We start from the raw sequence: 19,901 nt of genomic DNA on the forward strand, positions 1-19,901 counted from the left end.
CTCGATCGGTGCGCATTTTGTTCAAGCCTTGTTCGGCCAAGGCATCATAAAATTCAATCATTGTATCAGTTGATTTGAATTGTTGCCGGGGGCGCGAGCGCCTATCAGTCCGGCACCGGCCGTATGGCGCGTCATCGCCTCGGCCGGCGGAGGTTTCCATGAAAAAAGATGAATTCTGGGAAGGGGTCCGCGGCGGCTTTCCCATCATGCTGGCAGCATCGCCCTTCGGTGCGCTCTTCGGGGCGCTTGCGGTCGACAACGGCTTCACCATTGCCGATGCGGTGTTCATGAGCGCGACCGTCTATGCCGGCGCCAGCCAGATGGTCGGCATCGAGCTCTTCGGCAATCACGTCCAGCCCTGGCTGGTGGTGCTCTCGGTCTTTGCGGTCAACTTCCGCCACGTGCTCTATTCGGCCTCGATCGCCAAATATGTCCGCCACTTCACCTTCGGGCAGAAATTCCTGGCCTTCTTCCTGCTGGTCGATCCGCAATATGCCGAGACCGAGAAGCGCGGAGAGCGCGGCCTGCCGATCACGTTTTCCTGGTATCTCGGCTTCGGCCTCGTCATCTACATTCCCTGGATCATCAACACGCTCGTCGGCGCGATCTTCGGCCAGATGATCGGCGATCCCAAGGCGATCGGCCTCGACGTGCTTTTGCCGGTCTATTTCATGGGGCTGGTCATGGGCTTCCGCAAGCGTGACCGGTTCCTGCCGATCGTCGCCGTCTCGGGGCTTGCCTCCGTTGCCGGCATGCACTTCGTCGGCTCGCCCTGGCATGTCAGCATCGGCGCGCTCGCCGGCATCGTGCTCGCCGCCTTGCTGCCGCCGAGCAATCAGGCGCCGGCACCGACCGGCATCGAGAAGGAGGCGTGAGCATGGATCCGCAACACCTCAACCTCATCTACCTGATCATCGCGGCAGCGGTTGCAACCTTCCTGACGCGCGTCGGCGGCTACATCCTGATTACCCAGATGAAACAGATCCCGCCGCGGCTGGAGGCGGCGCTCAACGCCGTTCCGGCTGCCGTGCTGACGACGCTGGTGGCGCCGGCCTTCGTCTATGGCGGGCTCGACGTGACGATCGCCATGTTCATCGCCTTTGCCATCGCGCTCGGGCTCAATCTCTCGACGCTACGCATGCTGGTCATCGGCTGGGTGGTGGTGATGGTGATCCGGCATCTGGTGATGTAGGCGCGTGATCCGTTCGCGTCGCGTCAAGGGCCGCGCGGACGGCGAGATCTGTCGCCAACATTGGCGATAGGCGTGCGCTGGTTTATTATTCCCCGGTTGCCGGAGAGGCACGCCAGCGACGCACGGCGCCAAGTGGCGCAGGTGCAATGCCGCTGCCGCATGACGCCTCCCGGCGGTGGAGGAGCGACCATGTTGACCAGGATTTCTATTGCCCTCTTGCTGGCGCTCGCGCCGGCCACGGCCTTTGCCAATCAATGCCCGACGATGATGAAGGCGATCGATGCGGCCATGCAGACCGCCTCACTGTCGCAGGCCGACATGACCAAGGTCATGGAACTGCGCAAGAAGGGCGAGGAACAGCACCAGGCCGGCGATCACGCCGGTTCGGAGGCAACGCTTGGCGAAGCGAAGAAGCTTCTGGGCATCTGAGCGAGGAACCGGGATTTCCCGAAACTGAAGCGCGTCGCGATCTTTCAGATTCGCTCCGTGCGCTTTGAGTTATTGATTTAGCGCATGTCGTTATCGCAAAACCTCTGCGCACTTTTGCGCGACATGCTCTAGGGTCTGGCAGGAGAGGGCGCTGCACGCAACCGGCAGCACGGCGCCTCGTTGTCTGGGCTCCCGCGACAGCAGGAGCCCAAGTGAGTGCATGACTCAGCGTGAGAGCGCTTCCGTCGCGGCCTTCAGCCAGTCGCGGGTCTCGTCGCTCGCAAGCACCGGCATCAGCTTTTCGCGCGTCTCGGCATGATAGGCGTTGAGCCAGCCGAGCTCCTCGTCGGTGAGCAGCGCCGGCAGCACCAGGCGGCGGTCGATCGGGCAGAAGGTGATCGTGTCGAAGCCGAGCATCGGCAGGTCGCCGCCTTCAACCGTCGCCGCCGGCTGCACAACGATAAGGTTTTCGATGCGGATGCCAAAGGCGCCGGGGCGGTAGTAGCCGGGCTCGTTGGAAAGGATCATGCCGGGCAGCAGCTCCTGGGTCGAAAGGCGGGCGATGCGCTGCGGGCCTTCATGCACCGAGAGATAGGAGCCGACGCCGTGGCCGGTGCCGTGGGCATAGTCGGCGCCCGCCTTCCAGAGCGCGATGCGGGCGAGCGGATCGAGGTCGACGCCGCGCGAGCCCTTGGGGAAGCGCGCGAGGCTGATCGCAATCATGCCCTTCAGCACCAGGGTGAAGAAGCGCTTCTGCTCTTCGGGCACGGCGCCGACAGCGATCGTGCGGGTGATGTCGGTGGTGCCGTTGATGTACTGTGCGCCGGAATCGATCAGGAACATCGTGCCCGCTTCGATCGCCTGGTCGGTGGCGGTGGTGACGCGGTAGTGCATGATCGCCGCATGGGCGCCGGCGCCGGAGATCGTGTCGAAGGAGATGTCCTTGAGCGGGTTCTGCATGCGCTCGCCGACGGTGGCGCGGGCGGCTTCGAGCTGGTTGGTGGCGCCGATCTCGGTGACCGTGCCGGGCTGCTGGCTGTCGAGCCAGGCGAGGAACTCGACCATGGCCGCACCATCCTGCAGATGGGCACGGGTCGAGCCTTCGATCTCGGCCTTGTTCTTCTGGGCGCGCGGCAGGCGGGCAGGGTCGACCGCTTCGACGATCTTGCCGCCCTTGGAACGGATCAGCTCGGAAATGGCGAAGGAGGCGAGATCGGGATCGATCATGACCGAGGTGCCGGCAGCGCCGAGCGCGCGCAGACGATCGTCGAAGGTCGACGGCGCGACGATGTCGGCGATCTGGGTGAGATAGGCCTCCTGCTCGATGCCGGTCTTGCGCTTGTCGAGGAAGAGCTCGGCGCGGCCGTCGGCGTGGATGATGGCGCGAGCGAGCGGATGCGGCGTATGCGGCACGTCGGACCCACGGATGTTGAAGGTCCAGGCGACGGAGGAGGGGTCGGTCAAGACGACGGCGTCAGCGCCTGCCTTGGAAAGGCCGGCGGCGATCGTCGCGATCTTGTCCTTGGCAAGCGTGCCGGCATGCTCGATCGGCTGGATCGTCACCTTGCCGAGCGGGGCGGCCGGGCGGTTGGTCCAGATCCTGTCGAGCGGGTTATGGTCGAGAAAGACGAGGGAGCCGCCGAGCGTGGCGAGTGCCTTCTCCAGCCGGCGAACCTCGGCGCCGGTGTGCACCCAGGGATCGATGCCGAGCTTGAAGCCCTTGGATCCGTGGTTTTCCAGCCAGAGATGCGGCGGCTCGCCGATGAGGTCGCCACCCGTAAAGACGGAGCCGTCGACCTGTTCCTTGAGCTGCGTGACGTAACGTCCATCGACGAAGACGACTGCTTCACGCTGCGTGATGAGGGCGACGCCGGCCGAGCCGGTAAAGCCCGTCAGCCACGACAGGCGTTCGGAGGAGGCGGGCACGTATTCGCCCTGGAACTCGTCGGCGCGCGGCACGAGAAAGCCGTCGATGCCAAGAGCTGCGAAGGACGCACGCAGGGCTTCGGTGCGCTCCTTGCCGAATTGCGGCGTGGAGGTGACTTCAAAAGACTGAAACATGAGGGAATTCCGGTAGATTGAGCGGCAAACCGCGGGAAAAGATGGGCCATGTTAGCGGAAATCGCCCTTGCCGGGAAAGAGGCGATATCCTGTAAAGGTGGCCCGCCCACGGTTCTCGCAATGCCTCAGGTTGCAAGCCGAGAGGAGAGCAATTGCTCATTCACCATACATATGCGCTCAGTGCATGGCACCCATGCTAAGAAAACCCTTTCTCTATCGGAATAATAGTTTATAAGCCGCCTCAACGAACACGGACGAACATCCGGTGGTTCAAAAAGCTGCGGTTCCGAGAATAGTTGGTCACTCTGTTCTCCTCCTCCCTCAAGGGTGGTCAGCTTCGGAACGGTAGACGCCCGCTCGAGCACTCCTCCTCCTCAGGCTCGCGGGCATGGTTGGTCACAAGCCAACCAGCAGGCGATGCCTCTGGCATCGCCTTAGTTTCGAAAGGCCGCCCGTCATGATAGACGAGGCGGCCTTTTCGTTTTTCCGATCTGGATTGTCACGGCAAGAAGTATCATTCCAGCCGAATCGATACGGTCGTGGGGTAGTTCGCTTGCCAAGCTTGACCTTCATACAGCTCAACGACAACTGGAACGCTGATCCGAATGTTCCGGCGGTGGAAGTCCGCGCGGCAGGAAGCGTAATCCAGCTTTGCTTTCGGCTGGCTCATTGGGGGCATCCGGCACGCGAGGATGAGATCGGTTATCTCACTTTCGACGGATGCCAAGCCTGGCGGCTCGGAGCGACCAATGACGAGGGCTGGTTTCGCGGCCAATGCCGTTACAGCAGGCTCGCGCCCAAATGGGGTGAGTTTTACGAGTTGGTGGGCGACGATCCGCTCCGCGACCAGGTATCGGGTTGGCGCCCGGCACCGATGCCGGAGCCGACGGACAGGCATTTCCTATTCTATCTTCGCGACGACACTTTCGAGTGCCTTGCGCGGCATTGGTCGTTCGAGCGTGAGACGCCGACGGTGTTGATTGAGGATGTCGTGGCCGCGCAGGATTAGCGGCCGCGCCCTCACTTCTCCAGATGAATCGTCACCCAGCCGTTGCGCCAGATGGTGCGCACGTGGCGCAGGTGCTGGCCGTTGTAGTGGGCAAGCACCTTCCAGCGCTGTTCGGCGAGGATACCTGACAGGATCACCGAACCGCCGGGGGCGAGGTTGGCGACGAGCTGCGGCGCCATCTTCATCAAGGGACGGGCGAGGATGTTGGCGATGATGAGGTCGAAGGGGCCGTTGGAGCTGAAGGCTGTCGAGTGAAAGCCGGGCGCGGTTGCAAAGGTCATGCCGGTGACGACGCCGTTGACCCGGGCGTTTTCTTCCGCCACGCGGGTGGCGATCGGGTCGATGTCGGTGGCGAGCACCGGCACGTGCATCAATTTCCAGGCGGCGATCGCCAGCACGCCGCTGCCGGTGCCAAGGTCGAGCACGTTCTTCACGGTGCGGGTGCGGGCAACAGAAGCGAGCACTTCGAGGCAGCCGGCGGTCGTGCCGTGGTGACCGGTGCCGAAGGCCTGGCCGGCGTCGATCTCGATGGCGATCTCGCCGGTCTTGACCTTGTCGCGGTCATGCGAACCGTGCACGACGAAGCGGCCGGCGCGCACCGGCGCCAGGCCTTCGAGCGACTTGGCGATCCAGTCGATATCCGGCAGCACTTCGCGCGCGATCGGAAGATGGCCGAAGTCTTGCGTGAGCGCTTCGGTGAGGCGTTCGTTCACACCCTCCTCGTCGACCGCCATCATGTAGATCGAGGCTTCCCAGATGTCGCGCTTCTCGTCGACTTCCGTCGTGCCGATCGCAAAGTCCTCTTCGCCGAAGACCTCGCTCATGCGGTCGAGCACGGCTTCCGCCTGCTTCTCGGTGGTGGTGACGAAAAGTCTGATCTCGCTCAAGGGTCCGTCCTTCGGCTGGCAAATCCGCCGCCCGCATCACCGTAGAAGACAGGCGCTCAAGCGGCGGCAATCGTGTGCTGTGCGCTATCACGATTGCCCCACAAAGGCAAAGCGCCGGACGGGGCCGGCGCTTGCAACTTCACGGTCACGAACGAAGGGCTCAGCCCTTGGTCAGGTTTTCCAGTTTCTTGACCGCGGTCTCCGGGTTCTCCTCATAGGCGATCGTGCCGGAGAACTTGCCGTTGGCGTCAAGCAGGAAGACCGACGCGGTGTGGTCCATGGTGTAGTCACCGTCCGGCTTTGCAGCGTCGACCGGAACCTTCTTGGCGTAGACGCGGAAGCCCTTGACCATCTCCATCACCTTGTCAGCCGGGCCGGAAATGCCGGTGATGCGCTTGGAGACGTTGGAGACGTACTGGCCGAGGATTTCCGGCGTGTCGCGCTCGGGATCGACGGTGATGAAATAGGCCTGCAGCTTGTTGCCCTCGGGGTCGACCTTTTCCAGCCAGCCGTTCAGCTCGAACAGCGTCGTCGGGCAGACCTCGGGGCAATGGGTAAAGCCGAAGAAGAGCGCGGTCGGCTTGCCGGTGAAGGCCTTCTCGGTGATTTCCTTGCCGTCCTGGGCAACCAGCGTGAAGGGAACGCCGAAGGGGCCGGAGGCGGCCTGCTGCTTCGACTGGGTCATTTCATAGCTCAGCCAGCCCAGGATGCCTGCCATGACGACGACGGCGGCCCAAAGGACGATGCGGATGGTTTTCATGCGTGCTACCGATTTTGTTGGGGCCGAAGACGGCCATGTCCGGTTGATCGGCCCTTGATACCGCCTTCACGGACCCCGCGCAAATGGGACAATTGCCGCAGGTTGTGGCGGCGGCTTCTCGTCGCGCCCCTCATCCCGCTGCCGCGACCTTCTCCCCGTCATGACGGCGAGAAGGAGCCGTGTGGCGATTTCCCGCTCTGACAATGAGCCCCCGGTGCCCCAACACCCACCGCAGAATAACCGCGCGGTGACGTCTCGCTCGCTCTCGTCCCTCTCCCTGCTCGCGGGGAGAGGGTTAGGGTGAGGGGCAAAACTTAGGAGCGTGGCCGCTCTAAAAACACCAGGAAAGGCCCGATTGAGCGAGGGCGAGGAACATCTCGGCGCCGTTTTCCATCCAGCCGCGGAAAGCGAGCAGGAGGACGACGGCGATGCCGGCCGCAAGGGTTGCGGCAAGAGGCAGGCGGATCGAGCGCTGGGTCTTCGTGTTCATGGACGCAATCATACCATCTCGCGCAGGAAGGGGAAGCCGGCCCGACCCCTCGCGCGTGATTGCGGCGGGCGCCGGCCCGAGACCGGGCAAGGGTGGAAAACCAAGGCTTGCCGAGCCGTTCGATTGTGCCCCTGGTTGCCGGGAAAACCGGCGCTTGCAGTAAATATGCGCGATCTCGAAAATAAGATGCTTTCCCTGGGGATCGGCGGGGCGCCTTAGCGAATGTTTAAGGTCTGTTTGACAGTGTTTTGCCAGCGCGGGGGGAGCGTTTGGCTCCGACATGACATGAGGTCATCCGGTTTGATCGAGCCCGGTTTTCCGCATCGATCCTAACGGAGGATCCGGCCCGCGCCGGGTCCGTGAGCATGGACTGTCTATGACTGCCTCGTCTTCCCCATTGAAGCGCAATCTCTCCGTAAGCCAGCGGCTTGCGACCCTTGCCGGTGCCGCTTTCGTCGGTTTCGGCTCCGTGCTCGGGGTCGGCTGGTACGAGGGCGGCCGCGCGAACGATGCGCTCAAGGGGGCGATCGCCGCGCAGAACGGCCTGACCACGGTCGACGAGATCCGGCTTGCGACCACCAATCTCGTGCTCAATGCGATGGACAGCATCATCGACCGCGAGGAGGGAGCGATCCAGCCGGCGCGCGCCGCCAGCATCGCCCAGATCTTGCAACTGCTCGAGACGAAGTCCGCCGATATCAAGGCGCTTGCTGGCCTCATCGGCCGTAGCGACGCGCTTTCGAGCTTTGACGCCGACGTGGCCGAACTGCGTCAGGCGATCGGCACCGACCTGAAGACGCTGATCGAAGGCAAGGCTTCCGCCGACGACTTCGGCAAGATCGACGACGCCATCGATGGCGCCGGCGAGCGGGTCGCCGCAGCACTTGCCAGCCTTTCCGAGGCGGCAACCACGCTGGTCCAGACACGCGTCGCCGAAGCGCGCGCGGTCTCCGACCAAGCGTTCCAGCTTCAGCTCGCCTCCGGCCTGCTCGCCATGGCGACACTGCTCTATCTGCTCTGGTTCCACGGCAGCACGCTCCGGCACGGCATCCTCGCCCTGCGCGACGGCATGCAGCGGATCCAGAAGGGCGAGCTCTCGGCCAAGGTGGAAGCGCTCGACCGTGGCGACGAAATCGGCGCCATGGCGCGCTCGGTCGATCTTTTCCGCCTGTCGGCGATCGAAAAACACTCTCTTGAGCAGAGCGCAGCGCTGAGCCGCCGCGAGATCGAGAGGGAGCGCGAACAGCAGCAGAACGAGCGCGAGGCGGCGGTGCACCGCATCCAGACGGCGATCGACAATCTCGGCCGCGCCATGACGCAGCTTGCCGATGGCAATCTGGCCGTTGCGATCGACCGGCCCTTCGACGGCAACCTTGACCAGCTCCGGCAGAACTTCAACCAGACGGTCGAACGGCTGCGCGTCGTGCTATCGAGCGTCAAGGACAATGCGCTCTCCATTGAATCGAATGGACGGCAGATGCGTACGGCCGCCGACGACCTGGCGCGCCGCACCGAGCGGCAGGCCGCTTCGCTGGAGCAGACCTCGGCAGCACTCGACGAAATCACCGTGACGGTCCGCACCGCGACCCAGCGCGCCGAAGAGGCGAGCCAGATGGTCGACCAGACCCGCACCAATGCCGAGGAGTCCGGCCGCATCGTCGGCGAGGCGATCGCCGCCATGGCGCGCATCGAGGGCGCCTCGAACGAAATCGGCAAGATCATCAACGTCATCGACGAGATCGCCTTCCAGACCAATCTTCTGGCGCTGAACGCCGGCGTCGAGGCGGCGCGGGCGGGCGAGGCCGGCAAGGGCTTTGCCGTGGTGGCGCAGGAAGTGCGCGAACTGGCGCAGCGTGCCGCCGGTGCTGCCAAGGACATCAAGGCGCTCGTCAGCCGGTCCGGCAACGAGGTCGGCACCGGCGTCAAACTGGTGCGGGCGACCGGTGAGGCGCTTGGGCGGATCGGCACCGATGTCGCCCGGATCAATGAACTCATGACGTCGATCGTGATGGCGGCGCGCGAGCAGTCGACCGGCCTCAGCGAGATCAGCACCGCCGTCGGCCAGCTCGACCAGATGACCCAGCAGAACGCCGCGATGGTCGAACAGACCAACGCCTCCAGCCATACGCTGGCGCAGGACGCCGAACGCCTGACGGATCTCGTCGGCCAGTTCCGCGAAGGCCAAACGATGCAGCGTGCCATGCCCGCTCAGACAGCGACCCCGATAGCGCCGCCGAAGATCGCATCGCCAAAGGCGACGGTTCAAGCGCCGCCGCGCGCCGCTCCGGCAGCGCCCGTCCAGCGGCCGGTCGCCAGGGGCACCAACGAAGCGGTGCCGCTGCGCAAGATCGGCGCTGCCAAAATGGCCTCGTTTCCAACTCCATCTCCCGCCAAGGCCCTGATGGGCAAGCTTGCGGGCGCATTCGGCAACAAACCGGGCTCGGTGCCGTCGACGACGGCCTCCGGTGAAAACTGGGAAGAATTCTGAACATGAGCAACGCAATCAAGCAGTCCGGCGCCTATCTCGAAATCGTGTCGTTCCACCTCGGCGACCAGGAATTCTGCATCGACATCATGGCGATCCGCGAAATCCGCGGCTGGGCGCCGGTGACGCCGATGCCGCACACGCCGCCCTACGTGCTTGGCCTCATCAACCTGCGCGGCGCGGTGATCCCGGTCATCGACATGGCGGCCCGCCTCGGCATGAAGATGACCGAACCGTCCGAGCGTTCGGCGATCATCGTCACCGACATCGCCGGCAAGCTGGTCGGTCTCCTGGTCGAACAGGTCTCCGACATGATGACGATCAAGAGCGAGGCGCTGCAGCCGGCGCCAGAGATCATTCCGGAAGCGCAGCGCGCCTTCTGCCGCGGCATCGTCGCGCTCGAAAAGACCATGGTCTGCTTCCTCAACCTCGATACGGTCATTGCCGACGAGCTGGCGCAGGCCGCCTGACGCAAACCCGTTCCTTATCAGAGAAAGCCCCGGCGCACCGGCGCCGGGGCTTTCTCGCGTTTCGGCATGATTTCAGAGCCTTTCCGCAGATACGGGAACGATAGGGTCAAGTTAAACTTCGGCAATGAACTTCACGCTTGGGCGATGCCATTGTGACAAAACGTCAAGTGGCTGGGCGGGTTACTTGTACTACTTTACCGGTGTTGCCGGGTGCCCGAACGGAGGCCGGGTGCCTGGTCCCGACAACAGGAGTTTAACCTATGACAATCTCCCCAAGGAAACTCATCGCCGCGCTCTCCGTAACGATGGTCATGGCGTCGCCGGCTCTGGCCGATAGCTACTATCAGGGCATCGACGTCAACAATCCTCCCGGAACGCAGAACACGCACAAGGCGATGACGCCGATGACGCGGCCGTCCGCAACCGTTGACAGGATGTCGACGGGCAGCATCAACAGAACGTCCACACCGACCCCTGTTTACCGCGATCGAAGCCCCTATGGTGGGTACCAGGGTGGTGATGGCGACTATTATCAGGGCATCGTTCCGCCGACGTCCTACTAGAGCATCCCGCTTTCGAGTGAAATCACCGGAGGCGGAAAGGTATTCTAGAACCAAAGTGCCAGAGCGTCGTTGGTGCGTTCGACTGAACGCACGGCGCTCTAGGAGCGATCAGGAGCGGAGTGGCTCCTCCCAGCCTTCCAACACGCACCGCTCTGATGCGGCTTTTGAAGCGCCCGTGAAGGGCGCTTCAACCGTGTTGCGGAAAGGGGGCCTTAAGCCACCAGCGATTATTGCGGCTTGCCGTTCTGCCAGGTGACGGCCTGCCCGTAGAGCGGGATGGTGGTGATCGACATCTTGGCCGAGCCATCCGTCAGTTCGCGGGAATGGGCGAGGTAGATCAGCGTGTCGTTCTTGCGGTCATAGATCCGGGTGACCAGGAGGTTCTTCCAGACCAGCGACAGCCCGGCGCGAAAGACCTCTTCCCCGTCCTTCGAAAGATCGATGTCGCCGATCTCGATCGGGCCCGTCTGGCGGCAGGCGATCGAATTGTTGGACGGATCCTCGAACCAGTTACCGTTCTTCAGCCTGTCGATGACGCTGCGGTCGAAATAGGTGACATGGCAGGTCACGCCCTTGATTTTCGGGTCGCTGACGGCATCGATCATGATGTCGTTGCCGAGCCAGTCGACGCCCACTTCGCCGACCGTTTCGGCGCGGGCGGGCAGGGCGGCAGCGGCGAGCGCGGCAAGGCCGGCAAAAAAGAACGCACGAAGCGAACGCGACATCAGTGTCCTCCTGCAGCGCCCGGCGCTTCACGCAAGGTCGCCGTAGCATCTTGAATTGCCGCATGTTTTGCCGGGGCGGCGCCCCTGAGAAACCATGCGGTCGGGCAGCGAGCTTCACATAGGTGCGGGAAATCGCTTTACAAGGCGGGGATACCGCCAGCTTCAGCCGGTGCTGCGAAGAAGCTGCGGCTCGAGGTTCCGGTTTTCGGCTGCCCGCATCTGCGCGGCGGCGGCGGCAAGCGCCCGTGCACTGGCCTCGGGCTGGAAGCGGCCGGCGATGGTGCAGCGGTCGCGGCCATCGGCCTTGGCGTCGTAGAGCGCCATATCCGCACGGATCATGATGTCGCTGATCGTATCGCCGGGCCCGGCTTCGGCAAGGCCGATGCTCACCGTCAGCCGGATCGGGCGGTCGAAGCGGCCGATCGGCGTATCGCGCACCGTGCGGCCGATCTCTTCGGCGACCGCAAACGCGGCATCCTCCGAGTGATTGGGCAGGACGATGCCGAACTCTTCGCCGCCAATGCGCCCGAGCGTGCCGCGGTTTCCGAGACAGGCGGCGACGGTGCCGGCGAAATGGCCGAGCGCGGTGTCGCCGACCGCGTGGCCATAGCGGTCGTTGATCTGCTTGAAATAGTCGAGATCGAGCAGCAGGAAGGTGACAGGCCTTTGCCGCGCGAAGCTCACCGCCAGCGCCCGCTGCCCGAGGTCGAGCAGGGCGCGGCGCGACAGGGCGCCCGTCAGCTCGTCGCGGGCGATCGCGCTCTTGAGGTCGGTGATCACCCGGTTCTGGATCATCAGGATCACGCCCAGGAACAGCACAGGCAGGTAGAAATACTTGAGGAGGACACAGGCGAAATCCCAGCGCGCCGACGCAAGCGAGGTCTCGGGCGCTGCGTGGGCGATCGGTGAGAACACCGTGATCGCCATCAGCGCCGAGCAGCCGATGGCGGCGCAGGCGATGACGCAGAGGCGCTCGATCGGACCCGGAGCCGCGCGTCGATGCTGCGAACAGACGGCGATGACCAGCACGAAGGCGGCAGCAATACCGACGGCGGAGAGGGCGTGCAATGTCGCACGCTGCGGGCCGAAGGCGGCAATGAGCAACACCACGGCGGAAACCGAGGCGGCAGCGACCAGCGGCGTCGACATCGGCCTTGCGACACCGAGCGCACGGTGAAAGCCCGAGAGCACGAACAGACAGGCGCCCGCAAGCACGACGATGCCGATCAGCGACAGCGGCTGCAGCGCCGGGATCTCGGCCAGCATCAGGAAGAAGGTCGCCGCGGCCGCAACCGCGCAGGCGGCGGCAAAGTCCGTGCCCCCCTCGACCATCGAGGCTCGCAGGGAAATCAGCACAGGGAGCATCGCCAGAAGGGCGATGATCGATATGGCAGGGAGAAAGCTCATTTCGAAACGGCCTGTCGTGCTAAAATCAACAAAGGCGGCTTGCGTCTCAGCCAGATATACAACGCCAATTGGTAGCGATGGCGCCTTAACGAAACCCGGCGAAATCCGTTGCAATTTTAGCGATTGGCGGTGTTTGGGGGCGGTTGTTCACAGCGGCGCCGGATCAACCGAAGGATGGCATGCCGGCGGGCGGGGAGGCGTGCAGGAACGGTGCTGCAGGCGACCTCGGGCAAGGCTCTTCGCGCGGCGCGATCCGCGCCGCAGTCCCGGCATGCGGGGCGTGCCTTCAGGCCCGATGTTCACGCAGGACGACGAACCGGGAGAGGCGACATGTTCACGGCAGCGTGGCTCTTCGAGGACAGGGCGGACGCCGGACGCCAGCTGGCGCGCGCGGTCGAAGGCGAGAGCCTCGACAAGCCGCTCGTCATGGCCCTGCCGCGCGGCGGCGTGCCGGTCGCCTATGAAATCGCCGCCCATATCCGGGCGCCACTGGAAATCCTGATCGTGCGCAAGATCGGCGCGCCGGGGCATTCCGAATTCGGTCTCGGCGCGCTGGTCGACGGCGAGGAGCCCGAACTCGTGCTCAACCGCCAGGCGATCCGGCTGGTCCGCCCGCCGAAAGGTTATCTGGACGCCGAAGCCGGGCGCCAGCGCGCCGAAATCCTGCGGCGCCGCGCGCTCTATTTCGGCGACCGCGTGCCGGCCTCGCCGCGGGATCGCGACGTGATCCTCGTCGATGACGGCATCGCCACCGGCGGCACCGTGCGGGCGGCGATCAAGGCGCTGAAGCGGATGGGGGCAGGGCGTCTGGTGCTCGCCGTCCCGGTGGCGCCGAAAAACGAACTCGCCGACCTTGCAAGCCAGGTCGACCGCCTCATCTGCCTCGCCACGCCCTTCGCCTTTCGCGCCGTCGGCCTGTACTATCGCAACTTCGAGCAGACGGCGGACGAGGAGGTGCTGGCGCTGATGGAGAAGGCGCGGCGGGAGAACGAGGGCTGATGCGGACGCCGGGCCAGATCGGCCCGCTGGTTGATCCGAACGCCGAACCTGTCCGAATAGTTGCGTGAAGCGCTCCGGCCATATTGCAACCACGGGCATCACGCGCCACATTCCGGCGCGAGACGTCGGCGGAGCGGCGCCAGAGGAGGCGCCGCAGAGGAGAGGCTATGGCCACGAAGCTGGAAATCGGAAGGACGCTCGAGGATTTCTGTCGTCCGGATCGCATGGCGCTTGTTGTCTATGACATGCAGGTGGGGATCACCAGCCAGGTCAAGAACGGTGCGGCGATCCTTGCCGAGGTGCTGAAGGTGCTGGCGGCGGCGCGCGCCGGCGGGTTTCCGGTGATCTTTCTTCGGCATCTGTCGATGCCGAAACCGCTGATGGGGGCGTTCCAGACGCGCCAGGCGATGACCTGGCAGCGCACCGACGACCCGGATGCGGTGCACCCCTGGTTCCTGCGCGGCACGCCGGGCTTCGAACTGGTGCCGGAACTCCAGCCGCGCGCGGACGAAGCGATCCTCGACAAGATCACGTTTTCGGCCTTCGAGGGCACGCCGCTCGCCATGATCCTGCGCGATCTCGGGCTCACCTCCTTTGCCATCTGCGGTATCGCCACCGAGATCGGCATCGACCCGACGGTGCGCCATGCGAACCGATCTTGGCCTGGTGCCCGTCGTCGTGCGCGACGCCTGCGGGGCAGGGCACCACGAGGCCGGCGAACGGTCGATGGACAACATCGTCTTCATGGGTGATGCGATCGTGACCGACGTTCAGGCGATTACCGCGGCGATGGCCAGAGGCTGAGGTCACCCAGCGCTTCGGTACGCAGCGACGCTGGCCGGCCCAGCGCCAAGCGAGCGCTGCCTCGCTAGAGCATGTCGCGCAAGAATGCGCAGCGGTCTTGCGATAACGACATGCGCCAAATCAACAACTTGAGGCGCACGGAGCGGATCTGAAAGATCGCGGCGCGCCTCAGGCGCGCCTTGTCATTCTCCAGGTCTCGGTCTCGCCGAAGCCCTTGATGTTGGCGCGTTCTCCAGGCTCGAAGCTGTATTTTTCCTCGAGCATCGCCTTGATCTGACCGGTCGTGATGATGCATCCGGCCTGGCCGATCGCCTCGAGCCGCGCTGCAAGGTTCACGGGCGCGCCCCAGATGTCATAGGCATAGCGGGTGCGACCGAGCACGCCCGCCGTCACCGCCCCCGATGCCATGCCGATCCGCAGCTCAAGGGCAACGCCATGCGCCTTGCCGACATGGCCGGCGATCTCAAAGGCGGTGAAGCCAAAGCTGGCAGCGGCTTCGACCCCGTTCGGATGGGCGCTTGGAACCCCTGCCGCCGCCAGATAGGCATCGCCGATGGTCTTGATCTTTTCCACGCCGAAGCGGGCCGATGCCGCATCGAGGGCCGAGAAGAAGGCATCGAGCAGCTGAACCGTCCGTTCCGGGCCGATCTCGTTGGAGAGCCTGACGAACTGGACGATATCGATGAGCAGCACGGTTGCCATGTCGAACTTCTTGACCGTCGCGGCATGGTCGTCGCTGTGCAGTTTCTCGACGATTTCTGCCGGCATGATCGACAGCATGAGATTGCTAAGCCGCGTCTGGGCTTCACGTGCGAGCGACAGGGCATAGTGCATTGTGGCGAACATCAGAAGCGTGACGGTGAGCATGGTCGAGGTGTTGATCAGGAGCAGGAAGCTCTCGTCGTGGTAGACGCCGGCCTGAGGCTCCGGAAAGGCGGCAATGCCGACGACGATGATGGCGGCGGAGGCAAGGCCCAGGCCGGCGACCAGTCGCCAGTGCTCGAGCCCGAGGATCGCGAACGCGACAGGCGTGACGCCGAGCAGATTGAACAAGACGCCGGACCGTCCGCCGATATGGGCGCTGATCACCGAGAGCGCCACGGCGCAGATGGCGAACTCCCAGAGGGCCGACGCGATCTTGCCAAACCGGTGCAAGAGCGGCGTCATGGTGGCTGTTGCCGCCAAGAGCACATTGCAGATCACCAGCTTCTTGAGGCTCGGCTCCTGGTAAAGCGCGTAGAGGATGGCAAAGCCGATCGAGGAAACGGCAATGACGGCCGCCGCCAGGTTTGCCACCATTATCCCTTGCCGGTCGGCCTCTCGCGTCTGCGTCAGGCCCAGTTCCGCCAGCCAGCGTGTCGTGCTTGTCCAAGACATCTCATCGCCCGCCCTCGGTCGTTGAACATCCTGTTATTTTAGGTGGGTGTAATATTCGCAATTATCGGGGGAAAAGTCAGTCGCAAAGATGCGCCTTGCGCGCAAATCCCAGATGCTGTCCGGTAAACGCCATTCGCCGCGAACGAGCAGGAACCGATATGACCGACGCCCTTTTGATCCGCCCGATATCCAGGACCGACTATGAGCAGTGGCTGCCGCTCTGGGACGGTTACAACGCCTTTTACGGTCGCTCCGGCGAGACCGCTCTCGATCCTCAGATCACCGCCATGACCTGGTCACGCTTCTTCGACGCCTACGAGCCAGTGCATGCGCTGGTGGCCGAAAGTGAAGGGCGGCTGATCGGGCTGACCCACTATCTCTTCCACCGCAGCACGACGATGATCCAGCCGAACTGCTACCTGCAGGACCTCTTCACCAATGCCGAGGCGCGCGGCAAGGGCGTCGGGCGAGCGCTGATCGAGGGCGTCTACGAGGCGGCACGGTCCGTCGGCGCGCCGCGCGTCTACTGGATGACGCACGAGACCAACGAGACGGCGATGGCGCTCTACGACAAGGTGGCGGAGAAGTCGGGCTTTCTGGTGTATCGGAAGATGTTTTGAGAGGAGATTATGACTTCGGGCGGTGGTCGCGATGGTAGGCGAGGACTAGCGCCTCTAGCTCGGCGAAACTGATCGCCAGCTCGAAGGAAGCTATGTAAATCCCTTTGAAGCTACCCAGCACGCCGCCGGCCAACATCGAGGCAATTCCCTTGCGGAGAGGACCAGTGAAGCCTGGATCTAGCTTCAGCTGGATTATCTTCCGTCTATGAATCCGGACTAGGCGGACTTCGGCGATTGCCGTCCAAGGAATTGTGCTCCGCGCCTGTCGGCGGTCACGGAAGCCTTCAGGCGAAAGAGTGACCAGAGGACCACGAAACCGGATGGCGCCGAAGAGGCCGGCCAGAATACCGGCCGGAAAGAACACCAAGCCGAAATAGCCAGCAAACTCGATGAAGCTGCCAGAGCGAACTTGAGGGGACCAGTGCAGCGCAATATCGAGCGAACACCATGACAGTCCGATACCTGCGGCCAAAATGCCGATCGTTTTTGGCCAAGACCTGGCTATTTCAACTGTCCGGGAAGTGTTGATCACATCAGGTTGGTTCGTTCCCACCAAGGAGGACACTGGACGTTGCCGCGGTCGCCCTGCCATGTCTGCGCCTCACGCCTTCTCGACAAACCCGTCGAGCACCCGCTTCTGGCCGGCGCGGTCGAAGTCGATGGTGAGCTTGTTGCCCTCGATCGAGGCGATGTTGCCGTTGCCGAATTTCATGTGGAAGACGCGGTCGCCGACTACGAAGCGTGAGGGTTCGGTGGCCGTCGATTTTGCCACCAGCTCGCCGTCGATGGTGCGGCCGCGCGGGCCGCTTTCGCCGTAGCCGATGCGCTCGACCGCGTGACCAGAGCGGGTGCCCCAGTTGTCGCGGGTGGCGTCGGAGCGGTGCTGCTGGGCGCGCTTCCAGCCGGGCGTGGAGTAGTTGTTCTGGAACGGATCGGCCTTGTCGAAGCGCGACTGGCCGTAGCCGCCGCGGCCATAACCGCCGTAGGATTGTTCGTTTTCGGCCACGTCCACATGGGCGAGCGGCAGCTCCTCAAGGAAGCGCGAGGGCATGGTCGACTGCCAGAGGCCGTGGATGCGGCGGTTGGAGACGAACCAGATGTGGCAGCGGTGCTTGGCCCGGGTAATGCCGACATAGGCAAGGCGCCGTTCTTCTTCGAGGCCGGAGCGGCCGCCCTCGTCGAGCGCGCGCTGGTGCGGGAACAGGCCTTCCTCCCAGCCGGGCAGGAAGACGGTGTCGAACTCCAGGCCCTTGGCCGAGTGCAGTGTCATGATCGAGACGGCGTCGAGGTTCTCGTTCTGCTCGGCATCCATGACCAGCGCCACGTGTTCGAGGAAGCCGCGCAGGCTCTCGAAGGCTTCCATCGAGCGGATGAGTTCCTTCAGGTTTTCGAGCCTTCCGGGGGCCTCGGCCGACTTGTCGGCCTTCCACATGTCGGTGTAGCCGCTTTCCTCGAGGATCTGCTCGGCAAGTTCGGTGTGAACCGTGGTCTCAAGCAGGGTCTGCCAGCGGCGGAAATCGGTGACGACGTCGAACAGCGCCTTGCGCGCCTTCGGCTTCAGCTCGTCGGTCTCGATGATCTCGGAGGCCGCGGCCAGCATGGGCACATCGCGGGCGCGGGCATAGTCGTGCAGCGTGCGCACGGTGGTGTCGCCAAGGCCGCGCTTCGGCGTGTTGATGATGCGCTCGAAGGCGAGATCGTCGGCCGGCTGGCAGACGAGGCGGAAATAGGCCATGGCATCGCGGATTTCGAGGCGTTCGTAGAAGCGCGGGCCGCCGATGACGCGGTAGTTGAGGCCGAGGGTGACGAAGCGGTCTTCGAACTCGCGCATCTGGAACGAGGCGCGCACCAGGATCGCCATGTCGTTCAGATTGTGCTTCTGGCGCTGGAGTTGCTCGATCTCCTCGCCGACGGCGCGGGCTTCCTCTTCGGAATCCCAGGCGGCGTGCACCTGCACCTTCTCGTCATCCGGATTGGTGCGGTCGGTAAAGAGCGTCTTGCCGAGGCGGCCCTCGTTGTGGGCGATCAGGTGGCCGGCGGCACCGAGGATATGTTCGGTCGAACGATAGTTGCGCTCGAGCTTGATCACCTTGGCGCCCGGGAAATCCTTCTCGAAGCGCAGGATGTTGTCGACTTCGGCGCCGCGCCAGCCATAGATCGACTGGTCATCGTCGCCGACACAGCAGACGTTCTGGGGCACGCCCTTCGGCCGCTGCGCCAAGAGCCGCAGCCACATGTACTGCGCGGTGTTGGTGTCCTGGTACTCGTCGACGAGGATGTAGCGGAACTTGTCGTGATAGTCCTTCAGCACGTCCGCATGCATGCGGAAGATGCGGATCGGGTGCAGCAGCAGGTCGCCGAAGTCGCAGGCGTTGAGCGTCAGGAGCCGGTTCTGATAGGCGGCATAGAGTTCGCGGCCCTTGCCGTTGGCAAAGGCGCGAGCGTCGCCCTCGGGGATCTGGGCGGGATCGAGCCCCTTGTTCTTCCAGCCGTCGATCATGCCGGCAAACTGCTTGGCCGGCCAGCGCTTGTCGTCGATGCCTTCGGCCTGGATGAGCTGCTTGATCAATCTCACCACGTCGTCGGTATCGAGGATGGTGAAATCGGACCGCAGGCCGACGAGTTCGGCGTGGCGGCGCAGAAGCTTGACGCCGATCGAGTGGAAGGTGCCGAGCCAGGGCATGCCTTCGACCGCATGGCCGACGAGCACGCCGATGCGTTCCTTCATCTCGCGCGCCGCCTTGTTGGTGAAGGTCACCGCCAGGATCTGCGAGGGGAAGGCGCGATTGGTCGAAAGGATATGGGCGATGCGCGTCGTCAGCACCCGGGTCTTGCCGGTACCGGCGCCGGCAAGCACCAGCACGGGGCCGTCGAGGGTTTCGACCGCTTCGGCCTGCTCCGGGTTGAGGCCGGAGAGATAATCCGGGCGCGGCTGGACGCGATCGCGTGCCGCCATGGCGCGCGCTGCAATGCCGCCCGTTGCCGGAATACCTGCGGGGGCGGGCTGCTGCTTGCGCGGCGCCGGCTCCTCGTCGAAGAAGGGAATATCGTCGAAACCACTCATCATGCGGCTCAATGTAGTGATTCGGTGGGGAAAGGCCAGAAAGGATGTTCTTCTTTTATTCCGTTTTCTGCGCCAGCGACACCAAGCCTGTGGAAAGACAGGCGATTTCGAGACCGCTTATTCTTGATCGCGTGGTCTATTCCTTTGTCTTGTCGAAGGCGGCATCCACAGGCACCTGCAGAGCGGTCGCCAACTGGTTGGTGCGGGCGGCAAGCGAGATCACCCGAAGCAGGTCCGCATGCTCGGCGTTCGTCATGCCCTTCGCCTTTGCCGCAGCCGCATGGGAATGGGCACAGTAGCCGCAGCCATTGGTGACGGAGACGGCGATATAGAGCATTTCCTTGACCAGCGGATCGAGCGCCGACGGCGTTGCCATCACCGCTTTCACGTCGCGCCAGGTCTGTTCCAGGAGCTCCGGGTCGAAGGCGAGCCACAGCCACATGTTGTTGATGAAATCGGACTTGCGGGTGGTGCGAATGTCATCGAACACGGCTTTGACGCGCGGATCGGCTTCCGGGTTCGGGGGCGGGGTAACGGTGCTCATAGGGCTCCTGCGAAT

General features: G+C 63.9%; 20 protein-coding genes. 10 read left to right on the forward strand and 10 right to left on the reverse strand.

Annotated features, from left to right (window positions below; genetic code table 11):
- Nucleotides 1–158 precede the first annotated feature (158 nt).
- The 3 genes from C1A35_RS04185 (at nucleotide 159) to C1A35_RS04195 (ending at nucleotide 1,621) form a co-directional block, all read left to right on the forward strand.
- A complete protein-coding gene (locus tag C1A35_RS04185; protein WP_104663094.1) occupies nucleotides 159–875 on the forward strand; it encodes an AzlC family ABC transporter permease in 717 nt (238 codons plus the stop codon).
- A gap of 2 nt (nucleotides 876–877) precedes the next feature.
- A complete protein-coding gene (locus C1A35_RS04190; protein ID WP_104663095.1) occupies nucleotides 878–1,192 on the forward strand; it encodes an AzlD family protein in 315 nt (104 codons plus the stop codon).
- A 189-nt stretch (nucleotides 1,193–1,381) separates the two neighbouring features.
- Nucleotides 1,382–1,621, forward strand: a complete 240-nt coding sequence (locus C1A35_RS04195; protein ID WP_104663096.1) for a hypothetical protein — start codon at nucleotides 1,382–1,384, stop codon at nucleotides 1,619–1,621.
- A 225-nt stretch (nucleotides 1,622–1,846) separates the two neighbouring features.
- Here C1A35_RS04195 and C1A35_RS04200 read toward each other — a convergent pair whose 3' ends face one another.
- Nucleotides 1,847–3,682 (reverse strand): aminopeptidase P family protein, encoded by a 1,836-nt coding sequence (locus tag C1A35_RS04200; protein WP_104663097.1) that lies wholly within the window; start codon nucleotides 3,680–3,682, stop codon nucleotides 1,847–1,849.
- Between the two features lie 562 nt (nucleotides 3,683–4,244).
- Here C1A35_RS04200 and C1A35_RS04205 point away from each other — a divergent pair.
- Nucleotides 4,245–4,691, forward strand: a complete 447-nt coding sequence (locus C1A35_RS04205; RefSeq protein WP_158664963.1) for a hypothetical protein — start codon at nucleotides 4,245–4,247, stop codon at nucleotides 4,689–4,691.
- Nucleotides 4,692–4,702: 11 nt separating this feature from the next.
- Here C1A35_RS04205 and C1A35_RS04210 read toward each other — a convergent pair whose 3' ends face one another.
- The 3 genes from C1A35_RS04210 to C1A35_RS36315 form a co-directional block, all read right to left on the reverse strand.
- A complete protein-coding gene (locus tag C1A35_RS04210) occupies nucleotides 4,703–5,578 on the reverse strand; it encodes a 50S ribosomal protein L11 methyltransferase (RefSeq protein ID WP_104663099.1) in 876 nt (291 codons plus the stop codon).
- Nucleotides 5,579–5,738: 160 nt separating this feature from the next.
- Nucleotides 5,739–6,338 (reverse strand): SCO family protein, encoded by a 600-nt coding sequence (locus C1A35_RS04215; protein WP_104663100.1) that lies wholly within the window; start codon nucleotides 6,336–6,338, stop codon nucleotides 5,739–5,741.
- A 331-nt stretch (nucleotides 6,339–6,669) separates the two neighbouring features.
- The gene (locus C1A35_RS36315) at nucleotides 6,670–6,828 is read right to left on the reverse strand and encodes a hypothetical protein (RefSeq protein ID WP_199772855.1); all 159 of its coding nucleotides are present in this window, start codon (nucleotides 6,826–6,828) and stop codon (nucleotides 6,670–6,672) included.
- Nucleotides 6,829–7,204: 376 nt separating this feature from the next.
- On the opposite strand from C1A35_RS36315, the gene C1A35_RS04220 reads away from it, so the two are divergent.
- From C1A35_RS04220 to C1A35_RS04230, 3 genes are all read left to right on the forward strand, one after another.
- A complete protein-coding gene (locus tag C1A35_RS04220) occupies nucleotides 7,205–9,316 on the forward strand; it encodes a methyl-accepting chemotaxis protein (RefSeq protein ID WP_104663101.1) in 2,112 nt (703 codons plus the stop codon).
- 2 nt (nucleotides 9,317–9,318) lie between these two features.
- Nucleotides 9,319–9,783, forward strand: a complete 465-nt coding sequence (locus C1A35_RS04225) for a chemotaxis protein CheW (RefSeq protein ID WP_034792537.1) — start codon at nucleotides 9,319–9,321, stop codon at nucleotides 9,781–9,783.
- Nucleotides 9,784–10,043: 260 nt separating this feature from the next.
- Entirely contained in the window at nucleotides 10,044–10,346 is a 303-nt protein-coding gene (locus C1A35_RS04230; RefSeq protein WP_104663102.1) for a hypothetical protein, read from the forward strand.
- Nucleotides 10,347–10,573: 227 nt separating this feature from the next.
- Here C1A35_RS04230 and C1A35_RS04235 read toward each other — a convergent pair whose 3' ends face one another.
- Together C1A35_RS04235 and C1A35_RS04240 are read right to left on the reverse strand one after the other, a co-directional pair.
- On the reverse strand, nucleotides 10,574–11,071 hold the full coding sequence (locus C1A35_RS04235; protein WP_104663103.1) for a CreA family protein: 498 nt from the start codon (nucleotides 11,069–11,071) through the stop codon (nucleotides 10,574–10,576).
- A gap of 162 nt (nucleotides 11,072–11,233) precedes the next feature.
- Nucleotides 11,234–12,478: a GGDEF domain-containing protein gene (locus tag C1A35_RS04240; RefSeq protein ID WP_199772856.1), complete on the reverse strand. Its 1,245-nt coding sequence runs from the start codon at nucleotides 12,476–12,478 to the stop codon at nucleotides 11,234–11,236.
- A gap of 330 nt (nucleotides 12,479–12,808) precedes the next feature.
- Here C1A35_RS04240 and C1A35_RS04245 point away from each other — a divergent pair, with 330 nt between their 5' ends.
- A complete protein-coding gene (locus tag C1A35_RS04245; protein WP_104663104.1) occupies nucleotides 12,809–13,477 on the forward strand; it encodes a phosphoribosyltransferase in 669 nt (222 codons plus the stop codon).
- A gap of 167 nt (nucleotides 13,478–13,644) precedes the next feature.
- A complete protein-coding gene (locus C1A35_RS04250) occupies nucleotides 13,645–14,229 on the forward strand; it encodes a cysteine hydrolase family protein (protein WP_234822732.1) in 585 nt (194 codons plus the stop codon).
- A 220-nt stretch (nucleotides 14,230–14,449) separates the two neighbouring features.
- Here C1A35_RS04250 and C1A35_RS04255 read toward each other — a convergent pair whose 3' ends face one another.
- Complete coding sequence (locus C1A35_RS04255; protein WP_104663105.1) at nucleotides 14,450–15,658, reverse strand: adenylate/guanylate cyclase domain-containing protein; 1,209 nt, start codon at nucleotides 15,656–15,658, stop codon at nucleotides 14,450–14,452.
- Between the two features lie 158 nt (nucleotides 15,659–15,816).
- On the opposite strand from C1A35_RS04255, the gene C1A35_RS04260 reads away from it, so the two are divergent.
- The gene (locus C1A35_RS04260; protein ID WP_104663106.1) at nucleotides 15,817–16,278 is read left to right on the forward strand and encodes a GNAT family N-acetyltransferase; all 462 of its coding nucleotides are present in this window, start codon (nucleotides 15,817–15,819) and stop codon (nucleotides 16,276–16,278) included.
- A 7-nt stretch (nucleotides 16,279–16,285) separates the two neighbouring features.
- On the opposite strand, the gene C1A35_RS04265 is transcribed toward C1A35_RS04260, so the two are convergent.
- From C1A35_RS04265 to C1A35_RS04275, 3 genes are all read right to left on the reverse strand, one after another.
- Nucleotides 16,286–16,810 carry an STM3941 family protein gene (locus tag C1A35_RS04265; RefSeq protein ID WP_158664964.1) on the reverse strand — a complete coding sequence of 175 codons (525 nt, stop codon included), beginning with the start codon at nucleotides 16,808–16,810 and terminating at the stop codon, nucleotides 16,286–16,288.
- Between the two features lie 69 nt (nucleotides 16,811–16,879).
- Nucleotides 16,880–19,345, reverse strand: coding sequence for an ATP-dependent helicase (locus tag C1A35_RS04270; RefSeq protein ID WP_104663108.1), 2,466 nt, complete (start codon nucleotides 19,343–19,345; stop codon nucleotides 16,880–16,882).
- 133 nt (nucleotides 19,346–19,478) lie between these two features.
- A complete protein-coding gene (locus C1A35_RS04275; protein ID WP_104663109.1) occupies nucleotides 19,479–19,886 on the reverse strand; it encodes a carboxymuconolactone decarboxylase family protein in 408 nt (135 codons plus the stop codon).
- Nucleotides 19,887–19,901: the final 15 nt, after the last annotated feature.

The organism is Ensifer adhaerens (genome assembly GCF_002940685.1).
Lineage (GTDB): Bacteria > Pseudomonadota > Alphaproteobacteria > Rhizobiales > Rhizobiaceae > Ensifer > Ensifer adhaerens_E.